The sequence below is a fragment of the Dehalobacter sp. DCA genome (assembly GCF_000305775.1).
Lineage (GTDB): Bacteria > Bacillota > Desulfitobacteriia > Desulfitobacteriales > Syntrophobotulaceae > Dehalobacter > Dehalobacter alkaniphilus.
This window is the reverse complement of the sequence record NC_018866.1, coordinates 1,325,647-1,341,420: the sequence shown is the minus strand read 5'-3', so window position 1 is coordinate 1,341,420 and position 15,774 is coordinate 1,325,647. Positions and strand designations below refer to the sequence as shown.

General features: G+C 41.1%; 17 protein-coding genes. All 17 read left to right on the top strand.

The genetic code is table 11. From position 1 onward, the window contains the following. The first annotated feature begins 49 nt into the window (after window positions 1-49). The 17 genes from DHBDCA_RS06395 to DHBDCA_RS06315 all read left to right on the top strand — a co-directional run bounded on the left by DHBDCA_RS06395 (window position 50) and on the right by DHBDCA_RS06315 (window position 15,747). Window positions 50-2,170, top strand: coding sequence for an ATP-dependent nuclease (locus DHBDCA_RS06395; protein WP_015043380.1), 2,121 nt, complete (start codon window positions 50-52; stop codon window positions 2,168-2,170). After that, window positions 2,155-3,873, top strand: coding sequence for a UvrD-helicase domain-containing protein (locus tag DHBDCA_RS06390; RefSeq protein ID WP_015043379.1), 1,719 nt, complete (start codon window positions 2,155-2,157; stop codon window positions 3,871-3,873). The genes DHBDCA_RS06395 and DHBDCA_RS06390 overlap by 16 nt, the downstream gene beginning before the upstream one ends. A gap of 617 nt (window positions 3,874-4,490) precedes the next feature. Continuing rightward, complete coding sequence (locus tag DHBDCA_RS06385; RefSeq protein WP_242824987.1) at window positions 4,491-5,021, top strand: hypothetical protein; 531 nt, start codon at window positions 4,491-4,493, stop codon at window positions 5,019-5,021. 294 nt (window positions 5,022-5,315) lie between these two features. Then, window positions 5,316-5,711, top strand: a complete 396-nt coding sequence (locus tag DHBDCA_RS06380) for a hypothetical protein (protein ID WP_015043377.1) — start codon at window positions 5,316-5,318, stop codon at window positions 5,709-5,711. Window positions 5,712-5,749: 38 nt separating this feature from the next. Beyond that, complete coding sequence (locus DHBDCA_RS06375; RefSeq protein WP_015043376.1) at window positions 5,750-6,082, top strand: hypothetical protein; 333 nt, start codon at window positions 5,750-5,752, stop codon at window positions 6,080-6,082. A 115-nt stretch (window positions 6,083-6,197) separates the two neighbouring features. After that, window positions 6,198-7,370, top strand: coding sequence for an antirestriction protein ArdA (locus tag DHBDCA_RS06370; protein WP_015043375.1), 1,173 nt, complete (start codon window positions 6,198-6,200; stop codon window positions 7,368-7,370). Continuing rightward, on the top strand, window positions 7,371-8,549 hold the full coding sequence (locus tag DHBDCA_RS06365; RefSeq protein ID WP_015043374.1) for an antirestriction protein ArdA: 1,179 nt from the start codon (window positions 7,371-7,373) through the stop codon (window positions 8,547-8,549). Continuing rightward, on the top strand, window positions 8,550-8,873 hold the full coding sequence (locus DHBDCA_RS06360; protein ID WP_015043373.1) for a hypothetical protein: 324 nt from the start codon (window positions 8,550-8,552) through the stop codon (window positions 8,871-8,873). Between the two features lie 194 nt (window positions 8,874-9,067). Then, complete coding sequence (locus DHBDCA_RS06355; RefSeq protein ID WP_015043371.1) at window positions 9,068-9,934, top strand: antirestriction protein ArdA; 867 nt, start codon at window positions 9,068-9,070, stop codon at window positions 9,932-9,934. A 29-nt stretch (window positions 9,935-9,963) separates the two neighbouring features. After that, a complete protein-coding gene (locus tag DHBDCA_RS06350) occupies window positions 9,964-10,677 on the top strand; it encodes a Flp pilus assembly protein CpaB (protein WP_242825009.1) in 714 nt (237 codons plus the stop codon). After that, a complete protein-coding gene (locus DHBDCA_RS06345; RefSeq protein WP_015043369.1) occupies window positions 10,670-11,407 on the top strand; it encodes a cobyric acid synthase CobQ in 738 nt (245 codons plus the stop codon). The genes DHBDCA_RS06350 and DHBDCA_RS06345 overlap by 8 nt, the downstream gene beginning before the upstream one ends. Beyond that, window positions 11,404-12,798, top strand: a complete 1,395-nt coding sequence (locus DHBDCA_RS06340; protein ID WP_015043368.1) for an ATPase, T2SS/T4P/T4SS family — start codon at window positions 11,404-11,406, stop codon at window positions 12,796-12,798. Before DHBDCA_RS06345 ends, DHBDCA_RS06340 begins: the two co-directional genes overlap by 4 nt. Window positions 12,799-12,811: 13 nt before the next feature. Continuing rightward, window positions 12,812-13,726 (top strand): hypothetical protein, encoded by a 915-nt coding sequence (locus DHBDCA_RS06335; protein WP_015043367.1) that lies wholly within the window; start codon window positions 12,812-12,814, stop codon window positions 13,724-13,726. A 38-nt stretch (window positions 13,727-13,764) separates the two neighbouring features. Continuing rightward, complete coding sequence (locus DHBDCA_RS15750) at window positions 13,765-14,670, top strand: hypothetical protein (protein ID WP_242824986.1); 906 nt, start codon at window positions 13,765-13,767, stop codon at window positions 14,668-14,670. A gap of 112 nt (window positions 14,671-14,782) precedes the next feature. After that, on the top strand, window positions 14,783-14,980 hold the full coding sequence (locus DHBDCA_RS06325; RefSeq protein ID WP_015043363.1) for a hypothetical protein: 198 nt from the start codon (window positions 14,783-14,785) through the stop codon (window positions 14,978-14,980). 169 nt (window positions 14,981-15,149) lie between these two features. Beyond that, window positions 15,150-15,359: a hypothetical protein gene (locus DHBDCA_RS06320; RefSeq protein ID WP_015043362.1), complete on the top strand. Its 210-nt coding sequence runs from the start codon at window positions 15,150-15,152 to the stop codon at window positions 15,357-15,359. A gap of 178 nt (window positions 15,360-15,537) precedes the next feature. Further along, on the top strand, window positions 15,538-15,747 hold the full coding sequence (locus tag DHBDCA_RS06315) for a hypothetical protein (protein ID WP_015045277.1): 210 nt from the start codon (window positions 15,538-15,540) through the stop codon (window positions 15,745-15,747). Window positions 15,748-15,774: the final 27 nt, after the last annotated feature.

Below are 15,774 nucleotides of genomic sequence, written 5' to 3'. Positions count from 1 at the left end.
TACAGTCCTGCGTTTTTAAGTTTAATAATTGAAATCAGGGGGAAAAGATATGAAATTAACTAATGCGAAAATACGCAATTATCGATTGTTAGAAAATTGTGCTATTCGGATTGATGAAGAAACCACAATTTTAGTAGGAAAAAACAATTCCGGTAAAACATCGTTTTCATATCTTTTTGAAACTTTTTTGAAGAATACCAAAGAGTTTACATTTAATGATTTTTCGATTGCTTGTCAAGAAAAATTTATAAGTGCATATAATGAATATTTATCTGTAAAGGATAAAGAAGACTTACTGGAAGATTATTTCACAAATATTGATGACAAGCTGCCTGCAATTGAACTGGAGCTAGATATTGAATATGGAAAAGACGATAATTGGAGCAATATCAGACCTCTTTTAACTACATTAGATAATAATAATATCTTACATATTCTGTTTGCATTTAAAATTAAAGAGCCAAAAAAATTCTTTGATTCATTGACTAATACAATTTCAAAGTTATCTACTAAAAAGCAAAATAAAAAACAATGTATTTTGGGAGAAATATCAAAAACGATTAATGATTTTTATGGTTGTGTTATAAAACCAATTTACCAAGATATATATACAGATGAGGTAAAGTATACAGACATTCAAAAAATAATAAGTAGTTACTTTATAGCAGCACAAAGGCAGGTTGAAGACAGTAATTCAAAAACAAATTCTAAATTAGCACCAGTTTTTCAGCGTGAATATAAAAACTGTGAAAAGTCAAAAGAAAATGAGACATTACCTGAATTAGAAAAATTACGCGATACTATGGAGAAAGCTAATGGTGATATAGATACAAAATTAGCATCATTCTTTAGGGATTTTACAGCTTCATTTTCTACTTTTGGATATCCTAATGTGGAAGGTTCAGATCTTATATTAAAATCAAATGTAACTCTAACAAATTTATTTAGTGGAATACAATTATTTTACAAAGATCAGGAACACTTACTTCCAGAAAGATATAATGGATTAGGATATAGCAATTTAATCTATATCATATCCGAAATGCTTTGTTTTAGGTCGCAAATTAAAGAACTTAATTCTGATTTAAATCTAATATTCATAGAAGAACCTGAAGCTCATATGCACCCACAGCTACAGAAGACCTTTATTACAAAGTTAAGTGAGTTTATGGAACAAAATGGAATAAATGTTCAGATTGTTATATCCACGCATTCTCCTCATATAGTTTCAAATGCAAAATTTGAAAATATTAGGTATTTCAATAGAAATGAGTATTCTGTAACTGTAAAGGATTTATTGGAATTTGAAATCGATACTAAAAAGAAAGTAACTCATGATGAACCTTTTGATGACGGCACAATTGAGTTTCTAAAGCAATATATTACACTTGTAAAATGTGATATGTTTTTCGCAGATAAAATCATTTTAGTTGAAGGTTTATGTGAACGTCTTTTAATGCCATTGTTTCTTATAAAAATAGATAATCTAATAAAGTCGCAGCCTGAGTACCAGAAACTGCGTGTACTTTCTGAGCAATATATTGCAATAATAGAAATTGGTGGAGCTTATATGTATAAGTTCAAGGAGTTCCTTGAGTTTTTGGGGATAAAAACTCTTATTATTACAGATGTGGATAGTTGTCTATCTGAGCAAGAAATGGACAAGGATGGTAATCTTGTTTTTTTGAAAGATGGTAAAACACCTAAAATGACTCGTGATAAAAAGAAAGAAATCAAATCAGATTATATATCACAGTTGGTAACCTCAAATCAGACCTTAATAAAATGGCAACCTGGGAAGAAAAAGATTAAAGAGCTGATTTTCAATAAGTTTAATCAGAATAGTAAGCAATTAGTTAATGTGTCGTTTCAAAGAAATATATACGACACAAAAGCAAATATCAAATGCGGGCGCTCCTTTGAAGAAGCATTTATTATTGATAATTGGCTGTATATGTTTAACATGAAAGACCGGTTAGAAAGTGTCAAAAGTAATATTAGTGATTATAAGGACGCAGATGAGATCCTAAATAATTCTTATAATATATACGAATATATTGATACAAATAATAAAAAATCTGATTTTACATTTGACTTAATGTATGTCTCATCGAAGGGCTGGTCTGTTCCGACTTATATTAAGGAGGGATTGATATGGCTAGCAAAGTAGAACATCTTATCATGAGGTGTATTGACAATAATGAAAGCTTTATTGTTGAGGCTGGTGCCGGAAGCGGCAAAACTTGGAGCTTGGTACAAGCCCTGTTTTATATTCTACAAGTTAAAGGAAATCAATTAAAAGTAGCAAACAGAAAAATAGCATGTATTACATATACGAATGTTGCTAAAGAAGAAATTATTGATAGAATTCAAGCAAATGAGTTGATAGATGTTAAAACTATTCATGATTTCTTGTGGAATATAATAAAGCCTTTTCAAAGAGAATTAAAGCTTGAATTGATAGAAATTTTAAAAACACAATATACTAAAAACACAGATATCTTAAGGACCTCAAAAACAACAACAAAGAAATATGCTGAAGCTAAAGAAAAAGCTGATAAATACAAACTGACATTAGACGAATTAGATAAATTCAAAGGAAAAATCGAATACAAAGATTACTATGATCGTAAAAAAGGAATTGTCTCTCACGACGATATTCTTAAATTGGCAACTGCACTGCTAGGAAAGTATAATAAAATTTATAAAATAATTCAGGATACATACCCTATTATTTTCATTGATGAATATCAGGATACCAATCAAGAAATTGCAGAGGTATTATTAAATAACGTCAAGAACAACTCTTCGATTTTGTTCGGGTTGTTTGGTGACTATAATCAGCAGATTTATGTAAAAACAATTGGCAAAGTAGATGATACCAAATTCAGTTTAAAAAAGATTCCCAAAGACGAAAATTATAGGTGCTCTTTGGAGGTAATTAGTCTACTGAACAAATTGCGAAGTGATATAGAACAACGGCAATCAGGTGAGGAAAAGCATGGAAGATGTGTTTGCTATTATGTAAATGACACCGAATTAGATACTGAGGAATTTATTTCAAGTAAAATATATCGTGAATTAAACATAACAGAAGAGATGGAGATTAAACGACTTTATTTAGTAACCAAATCCATTGCTAAAAGAAATGGCTATCTTGGACTTCACGATTTATATGACGAAGAAAACAAGGACGTAACTAACCGCAGGGCAAAGAATAAAGATGAATTACTCAAGAATAAAGATAATAGAGATTGTCCATTCGCTAATTTTCTATTTGAAATAGAAGAATTGATTGAGCTATATCAAAACAACAAGATACAGAGATTATTAGCAAAAACATCTTATGAGCTAATATGTATGGAAGACAAAACAAAATTGGATAACCTGATGCAGAAACTTATTAAACTGGCAAGTAAAAGTAGCATACAGGAGATCTTTGAGTTTGTTTGGAATAATAATTTATTGAAAAAGCCAAGTAAAATCAAGTATATCTACGATAATAAAGAACTGCATGATGATTTTATTATTGCTTTGATGAAAATGGAATACAAGCAATTTCAAAATTTATATTATACCGTAAAAAAGACATCGCCTTTCTCTACCGATCATGGTACTAAGGGTGCTGAATTTGATAATGTTGTTTGTTTTGTTGATGATAACGATTGGAAGACAAGCTATAATTTCAGTAATTATTTTGATGGAACCGATGCCGGCACACCTAGATTTGATAAGACAAAAAATATGTTGTACGTAATTTGTTCAAGGGCTAGGTATAATTTGGCTATTGTGTTTTTATCAAAATTAAGTGATAACTCACAAAAAAAGGTCGAGCTGCTATTTGGAGAGAGAAATTATTTTCCTGAAAAATGATGGTATCTAAGCACATTATACTGATTAACAATAATCAGAGGGAATATTTGGATCACAAGTGGTAATGGCATAGAGAAACCGGACAGCTTCTTGAGATGCTAACAGGGATTAAAGTAATGCTTATTGAAATCAGGATATAAAAACTTCCATAACATTATCTATTATTTGCTTTTCTAAGATTTATATAAGCAAGGTAAGCTTAAAAACATCCTGCCGCCAAGGCCCCATCAGGCTCAAGCGGCATCTTTTTTGTACACTCAAGGCACGTTGAAACGATAACTCGGATAAATCGTGCTTAAAGCCGCTTGTAGCAAGGGTTTCAGGCACTTTGATTAACGACCTAAAAAAAGAAAAAACCACTGATAAAAAATAGATTTTAAACTAAATTTTAATAAAATTGAGGCGGTTTCATTCAAAAAAGGATGAAGCCGCTTATTATTTCCACAGTATTTCCCAGACCTCAAAATGAGAAAAAATAAGGAGGTAAAAAAAACAATGAACCCTGAATGATTTCTTTAATGAGTCTATATAAAGCTCAGATCGCGAGGTTCTCACGGCTGGTACAGTATCAAATGACCACTTGCCAATATATCTTTAGAAATAAAGAAGAAAGGAATATGAAAATGGACAATAATGAATTACAAACCGTATATATTGAAAAGCTCAACAAGGATATTCTGCCAAAGCTTGATTTTAAAAAGCTTCATGAATCCTATAATAGTTCAGATAAGCAATACGCAAAAGAGGTGTTGAAAAGTCTACACGATGCCTTTATACAGGTATATCAAACGGATTATTTAACAGATAGAGAATTTGAATTTGTACTTGTGCCTGCCGTTATTAAAGCACAGAAGACAGGAGATGTCTCAATCGGTATCGTTACATTGGATATCGGATCCTCCAGTGAACATTGGGGCACAATTTTCTTTACAGACAAAGGGCTGATTGATGATCAGAATGAAAGCTTTACGAAAGCAGAAAGAGAATATATAGATACGAACTTTATACCATATGATTACTGGTATACCATAGACATTGAGCGGGATCACCATGTGGACTTTGAAAATGTCCCCGAGGAAATTTGCGAAATGCTGAATTACTGCAGACCTAGCGAAAATGATCTGCAGATGAACGGACCGGAAATTTAATGATACCATTCCACGATACTTAAATTTAATTAGAGTAAGTTTAGGGCTGTATTTTATGAAATGAGATACAGCCTTTTTAATTTTTCCGAAAAACTTTAGGAGGATTCAAATATGGACAGCAACAGATTTTTTGCCGAGGTCACCCGCAGAGCTGCACAGCAGGGAATAAAAGTTCCGGACTTCCTGCAAGGAAAAGGAAATCTCCACAACGACTGAACTGATTCAAGAAACCCTTGTGGCATCCATGCAGGATGGCATGCAGCCGGGTGAAATAAACATGGGAGGTATATAAAATTGAAAACCGTTTACGCCTTTATCCAGCATCAGAGGAACAGCCTGGCGGTAGATTTCCCCCTAAATATTCATGATATGCCTGACCATCTCGGGAGCATTGGAATCCGGCTTCCTGCCAGCAAGGTGACCGTGGACAACACAGAAAATGTGTCTGTTAGACTAACCGGGCTAAATGAAGTCGGTAAGGCCATTGTCGGCAAGGTAGCCGGTAGCGACAGTCTTGAGGATATCAACGCACTCTGCCAAGCAATAGAACGAACTTGCTTATATGGCTATGACGATATGGCAGAACGCCTAGCAGCCAGCGATGCGGGATGTGCAAGAGAGCTGATGGCTGTGGTTGAGCAATTCACTCAGGCACAACAATCACAAACGATGGGAGAATGTCAATGCTGAAAGCTTTGATCGCAGGCATTAGTTAGGGAGGGAAAGCAATGGATTACCCATATTTAATTGGCTATGTCTATTCGGAGGAAGGAAGAAGCGAACATTTTTTGAAAGCTACTCCGACAAACATTGCCTCTTTCATTGTAAAAAATTCGCCGCTAGATGTCATTCAAATTACTACCCCGCTGGATACTGCCTTCATATCCACCAGAGCAGGATTTATCGACTATTGCGCCGATCAGGAATTTCTAAGGAATGAGTTGCTTCCCGTGCTGATTCCAATGCAGATGGGCGACACAGAACCCCCAGAAGTAGAGTTGGTTCCTGAAAATGAAATGAATTCGATGGATGAGGAAGGATTGGATTCCCTCGAATTTTAAATTTGCAGGAAGCTCTTACTTAAAACAGTATAGTAGTAAAAAGCGGTTGCATTTTCAAAAGATGCAGCCGCTTTTTTTATTTCTCCAACTCTATTAAGGAAAGGATTGGTACAAGATGATTATTGCCGAACTCAAAAACGGTGTATATCGCGATAACTATAGCATCGACATCACCTTCCCCGTTGATGAGGAAAGCATGATGGAACAGCTCAGTGTGATAAACATCAGCGACAGCAACATAGCAGATTGTCATGTTGCGAAGATAAGCGGAGATATACCTGCTCTTTGCGTACTTGAAAACAACCGCATCAATGTGGATGAGATGAACTATCTCGCGAGACGGATAGACAGCTTTGACTACTATGAGCTTGCCAAGTTTCAAGGAGCTATTGCAAGAGAGGGTATCTGCACCATGAAAGACCTCATCAACCTAACCTTCAACCTTCACAATTATACGGTCGTCACTGATTTCTTGAACCTGAAAAACATCGGAAGTAATCATTACCTTGATAAGAACATCGGATGCCCTGCAAGTGAAATGGAACGGCTCGACTTTGAAACAATGGGCAGAAATCTTTTAAGCAGCGGTGATGGTAAGGTAACACCTTATGGTGTAGTATTTTGCAACAGCCTTCCCATGGAAGAAGTATACAATGGAAAAATGTTTCCCGATTATGATTACACCAGTGACTATGTATTGAAGCTGGAGATGATGAGAAAGGGTTCCCAATCAACAAGCCCGGAAAAGGTATGGCTGTATCTTCCCACATCAAAAGCCTGTATTTTGAAAGCGCTCCTCCATCTCGGCGCAGACACATATAACGACTTGGCCTTTCAATGTGTAGACAGCATGAGCTTGTCGGAGAGCTTTATGGATCATCTTTCCCTGATGGACAACATTGGTGAAATCAATGAATTGAGTAAAATCATCCATGAGCTTGATCCGGAGGAAATCAAGAAACTGGAGGCGGTCATTGATTATACGCAAGCCAAAACCACTGATGAAATGATAGAACTTGCAAAAAACCTTGACAGTTTCGTTTTTATTGAAGGTATCTCAAATGTTGAGCAATACGGAAGGCACATGATTATAGAGTCCGGCCATTTTGAATATGACAGCGAGCTGGAAAGCTACATCGACTTTGAAAAGTACGGTCAGGATCGCCTCAAACATGAGCAGGGGTGCTTCACCTCATACGGATATATCTGCCGTACTGATTCAATGGAAGAAGTCTGTGAACTGTATGAACAGCAGGAAGAAAACACCCAAAGGATGGGAGGGATGTAAATGCTGAAAGTCTTTTTAACAAGAGTAGAGAAAGAAAATGGTGTATGGCTCTCGTTGCCCACTACTCCTGCAGACATAGGGGTAGCTTATGTAACACTGGATAATATCAATGGCACTGAGAACCTTGATACACGCCTCACCGGGGTGGAATCTTCTATCCGGAATCTACGGCAATACTTAATAGGAAAAAGTACCGATGACCCCAATACCATAAAAGAGCTTGACTTCATCGCTCGGCGTATAGATGGCTTTACTGAAACGGAAGCAGTCCTTTTCTCCGGCGCTCTTGATATTGAATCCATCAACACACTGGCAGACATCATCAACTTGACCTACAGTTTGGAAGGATACGAGTTGTACCCCGATGTCACCACTGCCAAAGAGCTTGGGCAATATCTGGTGGAAAGCGGTGAGGTGCAAATCCATGAAAGCGCCCTGCCATATGTGGATTATGAAAGGGTCGCAACAGAATATGAGGCAAAAAACTCCGGCACCTATACCTCAGCAGGATATGTGGCAAAGACCGGCGGCAGCATGGAGCGCATCTATGATGGGATCACGCTGCCCGATGTGAATGCCGATAAGGATTATATTTTCAAGCTCAAGCTCATATCTCAGTACAGCTTTGATAGGTTGGAAGACCCCTACACCCTCAAACTGCCAACATCGGATATTGCATTGCGTCAGGCAAGAGATCAGCTGCGGGTAAAACATTTTGACGAGTGTGAAATTGCGGATTTTGACCGTCCAATCGCAAACCTATCAGACAGGCTTCATATGGATGGGGACATCTATTCTCTCAACAAGCTGGCGCAGAAAATTAAAGACATGCTGCCAAACGAGGGAATGATCACAAAGCTTCTCGCTGCCCTTGAAGCAGAAATGCCGGAGGATTTGTGCAATACACTGGATATCGCAGAAGACCTCGATAGGTATGAACTTATCCCTGCCTCTGTTATCAATGCAACGGACTACGCTCACCATGTGCTCTTTGAGTCCGGCAGATATGATATATTCGTTGACGATGAGATTAATAGCTTTGTCGACTACGAGAAATATGGCAATTACAAAATGATAGAAGATGGTGTAAAGCAGACTGCATTTGGAATGATCCGAAGAATTGATGAGCCGTTCCAAGAACAGGAGCAAGGCTTCACACAAAAGATGGGAGGTATGTAAATGAGTAAAATATTTTCACTGGTAGAACTTGAAGCAAACACAGGGATCACCTACAGCGGTTATATGAGCGGGATGTCCGACCGGGAGGACGTAGAAAACTCCGACCTCTACCAAGAGCTTTTGGAGGACTGCGGCGGTACCGAATCTATAAAGGTCACTGTGAATTCCTACACCTACGGTGAGGGGGGGAGCGAGCCTGCAGACGATGAGGACCTGGAATATATCCGCTCGCAAAAAGACTTCACCGACCGGGATGAAGTTGACTGGCTGCAAAGCGACAGCTTCACCATTTATCCCGAACAGGTTCAGGAAATGAACTATTAAGGAGGCTGGCGTCATGTATGAAATCAGAGTGATGTCGGTAAGGGATGGTCAAAACGATAACTATATCTACCTCGGGGATGGCCTTGAACTTCCGGCGTCCACCCCGCCGTCTACACAGCAGCAATTGATATAGTGCCTTTTGGTTTTTAAAAACTGAAAGGCACTTTTTTATTTTAAAAAACAGGAGGAAAAAAATGCTTAAATTAATTATCAGCAACACCCAAAAAGATGAACATGGGCAGCAGCTTGCGGTGCACGTTGAGCTTCCCGCGGCAGATGAAACGCTTCAAAAAGCTGCCGGAGAAATCGGATTGAGCGATTTCGACAACGGCGGCTATGAGATCATTGGTCACTCCTTCGGAAAATATGAGGACCTGCAGAACAACATCCCAGGGGGAGCCAACATCAATGAACTCAATCTCCTTGCCCATAAGTTCAAAGGATTTACTGAAGAACAGGCTGAGGATTTCATGTCCCTGCTCACAGACTGCGGGGATATTACGGTTAAAGACCTCATCAACAAGGCGTACTATCTTGAAGACGACTCCTATGAAATATGGCATGGCGTCACGGATTTAGATGAGCTTGGACACCGTTTTGTAGAGGAAAAAGCGCCGGATCTGCCGGAAGAAATCTTCGAAAACATTGACTATGAGGATGTAGGCTACGATGTGCAGTCCAATGACCATGGCGAGTTTACTAATGCCGGATATATTCGCAACTCCAATGAGGTAGTGGACGAGGTATACGATGGCACTAACCTCATTGAACTGATTGCCAAAGAACGGGAGAAGCAAAAATCGTTGAAACGTAAAGACGGCTCTTTGAGTAAAGAGGATGTAATGATTAAAGCAACTATCGATGGCCTGACTGCTACCGCTGTAGAAAAAGCTTGTGTTCTTGGAGTGGAAGCAACAGAGGATATCGGTGAACTTCGTAAAACGGTAGCTGAACTGATCCGTTTTTGGAGCCTTGATGAGCGATGGCTTGAACAGTTTGATATGGAGGTTCAAACCGTCATGGAGGGTACGGTGCAGCAGAGCGGCATGCAGATAAACTAAATTCCTTGAAGGAGTGATGATATAAGTTGATGATACTCAAGAACCGGATATTTTTAAGCGTCCTCTGCATTGTCCTGGCAGGAGCCATTTCTTTTTTGCTCCTGCCAAAGTTTTATGCAGACAAGAGCGCGACAGTGATGGTGCTTCGGGCTGCGGAGGACATCCCGGCAGGCACAAAGATACAGAGTAAGTATCTTGCTTCAGTAGAGGTGGGGAAATTCGGTTTGCCTGATGCCGTCATCAAGGATAAGGCTTTGGCTGAAGGGAAGATCGCGCAGACTGACATTGCGAAGGGGGACTACCTGTTTCCCCAAAAGATCGGTGACTTTGTCGCCGATGAAAAGCTGGACCGTATTGCCAAAGACGATAAACGCCTCGTTACCATCAGTGTGCCAAGCATTGCCGCAGGGCTCTCCTCCCATTTAAAAAGCGGCGACATTGTGACAGCAGCCGTCTTTTCAAATCAAAGAAAAGAGGGGGACGCAAGTCAAAGTACTTCCGCCCAGGTTATCCTCTATCCTGAACTGAAAGGACTGGAGGTTTACAGTGTGGAGAATGCCCGCACACAGAGCACCGCCCAGGTCCGAAAGCAGCAAGCGGAAAATCAGCAGTCTTCCAGCGATCCCATCCCCAAGGCGGTTACCCTGATAGCTAGCGAAGCGCAGGCAGCGAAACTCATCGAAGCCGAATACACGGGCAAGCTGCACTTGATCTTTGAAAAAAGAGGGGTGAGCCATGAGTAGTAAAATCATCACAGTTTGGGGCAAGGACAACAGCGGAAAAACCACCTTTGCGGTCAACTTGGCCTGTGCTTTGGCGAACCGTGACCACCTTGTGGGGCTCATTTCCTCCAACCTGATCTACGGCGACCTGCAGGTGTATTTCGGGCAGAGCATACCACCGGAAAAGGGACTGTTCCGTGCGCTCCATGAAGACAATCCCAATGTGGGGGAGAAGTTTATGGAGGCCGGGGAAAGTAAAAATCTCTTTTTTCTGTCCGTACCCAACCATTACACAGGGCTTTTATGTGACAGCGTATCCCTCCAAAGTGTGGAAAGACTCATAACGGCATCCTCCCTCCTGTTCGACATCTTACTGATTGACGGCTCGGCGGATCTGACCAATCCCGTATCCGGAGTAGGACTCTGGCTGGCGGAAAAGGTGTACACCCTGTACAGACCATCTGCTTCTGCCCCTATGTGGCATAAAGGAGTTGAGGATTTTGTCCAGGAACTTCATATCGCCGACAAGCAAATCAATGTAATGCAGACACCGAATGGTGAGTTCGATGACAAAACCTTTAAGAGTCTTATAGAGCTTTCCTTTAAATATGAACTTCCCTTTGTAAAGCAGGCAAGTGAGCTTGAAAACGCCGGAACTCCGGTGTTTTTTTATGAGGATCGAGGGTGCAGACAGTACAGCAAAGTCCTGGAAAAAATCTCAGATGAAATATGCGGAGGAAAGGACAAATGAATGACGGATTTTCAGTCAATGAACTGATCTACAAGGCCAACAAGCAGCGCTCCGACAGCGGGGAGAACAGCCTGGAAGCTCAGGACTACAGCGACATCTTGGATAAATTGCAGCGGATTATCTCCAAAAACCACTCCACCGAATTGGCACAGGTGCTGTATTCGGAAGAAGCGGAGGGAAAACTGAAAAACCTCATCATGCAGTATTTGAATAGTGAACGGATGGTGGCAAAGGGAATTCAAAATATTTCCGAGCTGGTCGACAGGGTATACAACGATATGGCAGGCATGGGGATTTTATCGGAATACCTGAAGGACAGCGAGGTTGAAGAGATCAACGTCAATGGGTACAACGGAGTATGGGTTATATACAAGGATAAAAAGGTTAGGCTCCCGATAACCTTCAGCAGCCCGGAGGCTTGCTCCAACATCGCCAAGAAAATGAGCCGCTTTGGAAATGTCATCCTGGATGGCTCAAAGCCTATAGGCGACAGCTTTATTTCACGAGGCATCCGCATGTCCGGTGCCATTGTACCCTGCGTTGATTTCGATGCCGGTGCCATTGCTTCCATCAGAAAGCAAAAGCCGTCCTATATTACAAGAGATAACCTGATTTATTGGGGGACAGCTACAGAAGATGAGCTGGACTTTCTCACCCTTTGCGTCAATAACGGCATATCGGTGGCCATCGCTGGGGCAACCGGCAGCGGAAAGACCTCCGATATGGGATATATTCTAAGCTGTATTTCAAGTGATAAAAGAATCGTAACCATAGAGGACACCCGTGAACTGACCCTGGTTCAACTGGATGAAAACGGCGTGATGGTCAATGATGTCATTCATCTTCTTACCAAAGAAGAACCCAACCCCATTACTATGCTGGATCTGTTGAAGCTGTCTTTGAGGCTCCACCCTGCCATCCTTGTCCCGGCTGAGATGAGGGGGAAGGAAGCCCTGACGGTGCAGGAAGCAGGACGTACAGGGCACACCATCGTCAGCACTCTGCATGCCAACAGTGCCAGGACAGCCTATGAAAGAATCCTCACCATGTGTCTGGAAGCCGGAACCTCCCTGTCGGAAGAAAGGTTGCTGAAAAATATCGTAGAAGCTTTTCCCATCATGCTTTTTAAGATGCAGCTTCCCGACAAATCCCGCAAGTATATCGAAATATTCGAAGCCACAGGGGTAAAACGCGGTGAGGTCACAGGCAATACCCTTTTCAAATATGATGTAGACCACTACGAGAAAGATGAAGCCGGAAGAATCAAAACGGTCGTAGGAAATCACAAACACATGGGGTATATGTCTCAGGCCCTTGCCGAGAGGCTCTTGATCAATGGGGTTGAACGAAAGGAAATTCGTCGTTTCGCAGGAAACGAGTTTAAAAATTGAAGGGGGGATGACTATGAATAACATCCAGGGTTCCCTTGCCTTTGTCTTTGTCCTGATCAGCCTAGCTTTTTTCCTCCTGCTGAAGCTAAACCCTTTTGCAGTGGGGAAAAACACCTTGAAACAGCGTCGGTTGCACCTATCGAGGACAAAGCTGAAAATCAGCGAGAGAGTGAGCCTCCGGTTTACAACCCTGTTCCGGCAAACCAGATACACCTTCAAAAAATTTATCCTGATGGTTGCCGCAGCATTTGTGTCGGGTTTTTTGACGGGGGTTTTGCTTTTTAACAACGCTGGCTTGGCAGCGGTTACAGCAGTCTGCCTTATCCCTGCTCCTTACTTTTACCTGACAGTGAAAAGTTCCAGAGCAGCTAGGGAAGAAATTGAGGGGCTGGAAAATACCATGTCCATCATCACCAACGCCTACGCTGGATGTGATGACCTTATCAAGGCGGTGGAAACCTATGTCGAAGAGAAGAACCGCTATACCCCTGTGGAATTAAGGAAGCCAACACCCTTCGATGAATTTATCTCAGAAATAAAGCTTATCAATCCCAACATAGAACATGGGCTGTACCGCCTGTCGGCTAAAATTAAAAACCGCTACTTTGCCGAGTGGATAAAAATGTTGATTCTCTGCTATCACGACAGGCGACTGAAATTTGCCCTGTTTCCCGTGATAAAGTCGATGAATGATGCCAAGGCCATGCAGATTGAAAGTGACAGCATGATGGGCAGGGTATGGCGAGATTATCTGATGACGGTGGGCATGATGTTCAGTATTATTCCCTTGATGCGTTTTTCAAATGCCGAATGGTTTGCCATTCTGACCGGAACTACCCTAGGAAAATTACTGATTGTCGTCATGCTTGTAACCGCTCTGGCAACTTCGTTCTTCGTGATGAAGATGACCAGACCTGCCAACCGATAGAAAACTCACCAAAATCAATTTTTCAGGGAGGTTTAAATTTGTTCTATCAAATCATCGTCTTTGTCCTGCTGACTGCGGCAGGATTTTTAATTTGCAGGCAAATACTCAAAATACCCAAGCTGAGCATGAAAAAAAACATCAAAAACTTACAGGCAGAAAAAGAAAAAACGGGAGCAAGGTTGCTCAACCTTTTTGTGATGCCCCTTGTAAAGCCGGTATCCCGATTGATCAGAATTGAACCGGAGAAAGAAGCAAAAATGGCGTCAATGCTAAGGCGTGGAGGACTTGCGCTAACACCAAAGGAATATCATGCACGTGCTCTCATCTGTGCGGCTTTCACTCTGCCGCTCTTGATTCTGCTTTTGGCAATCGGAGCAACAAACATTGCTCCTGCCATCCTTATCTTTTCGGTGGTAGTATATTTCCACTTCATGACCGACCTCAAAGACAAGCTGAAAGAGAAAAAGGAATTAATCGAAATAGAACTTCCAAGCTTTGTCCGCTCCATCCTCTATAAGCTTGAAGATGTGCGAGGCAGCAACGAAAATACGGTTGTCCAGGTGGACCTGATCCAGATATTTGAGGACTATCTAAAGGTAGCGAGTGAGGTTTTCTACTATGACATTGCGGTTCTGATCATGGAGATGAAAGCCAAGGACATAGAAACAGCGCTTCGAAACTTCAGTGAGCGTGTCGGACTGCTTGAGGTATCCTTTCTGGTCAATGCCCTCATCGGTCTATACCGTGGAGAGCATCAGGGCGAGGCTCTAATGTATCTTGCCAAGGATATGGACATCAAGGCGAAAGAAGCCCTGCGTAAAAATCTTAACAAGCTGCCCGGTAAAATAAAGATGGCATCCATACCCCTTGTGGTAGTGACCCTGGCAAGCCTTTTATATGTCATAGGCTCCCACTTAGTCCGATCCATGGGGGGCCTTTTTTAATGTGAAAACGGGGCAACCCTTTTCAAATAAAACTATATTTTTCAGGAGGGAGGTAAGCTTGAGAATCAAGACAAACACAATCCAAACCGTAGAAGAAAGGAGGTTAAACCCCATGAGAAAGAAAATGGCAAACGCCTTTTCAAAGGCAAGAGGACTTATGGTCAACAAGTCCGGTGACCAGATGACTGGCTGGCTCATTGTCGTACTGGTCGTAGTGGTAGTTGGCGCAGTGTTTATGACGCTGTACCAGGGTTCTATTACCGAGATTTGGAACAGCATTGTAACCAAAATCACCGGTCTTTTGAATTAAAAAACACCAGCAACTGAAAACACCACTGAGGAAAAGGGAGAGATTATCTCCCTTTTCCTCTTAGTAGGGCACTATTACAACTGAAACTATGGACTCTAACTAAGGCATAATTGCAATGCAGATGAAACCAAAATCTTAAAGAAATAAATGATACGGAGGTACTTTAATTATGATGAGAACTTTGAGAAACAAAATGATGGTGGCTGGCTTAAAGGCCAGGAAAGTATTGACCAATCAATCCGGTGATCAGATGACAGGATGGCTGATCGTTGTACTGATCGTAGTCGTTGTCGGTGCGGTATTTATGACGTTGTACCAGGGTTCCATTACGCAGATTTGGAACAGTATTGTAACCAAAATCACCGGCCTTTTGAGCTAAAAAAACACCGGCAACTGAAAACACCACTGAGGAAAAGGGAGAGAATATCTCCCTTTTCTTCTTAGTAGAGCGGTATTGCAACTGAAACTATGAACTTTAACTAAGGCATAATTGCACATTGAATGCAGATGAAACCAAAATCCCAAAAAAATAAATGATACGGAGGGTACTTTAATTTATGATGAGAACTTTGAGAAACAAAATGGCGATGGCAGGCTTAAAGGTAAGGAAAGTATTGACCCATCAATCCGGCGACCAGATGACAGGATGGCTGATCGTTGTACTAATCGTAGTCGTTGTCGGCGCGGTATTTATGACGCTTTACCAGGGTTCTATTACGCAGATTTGGAACAGTATTGTAACCAAAATCACCGGCCTTTTGAGCTAAACTATGCGGCGGCTGCGAAACAACACC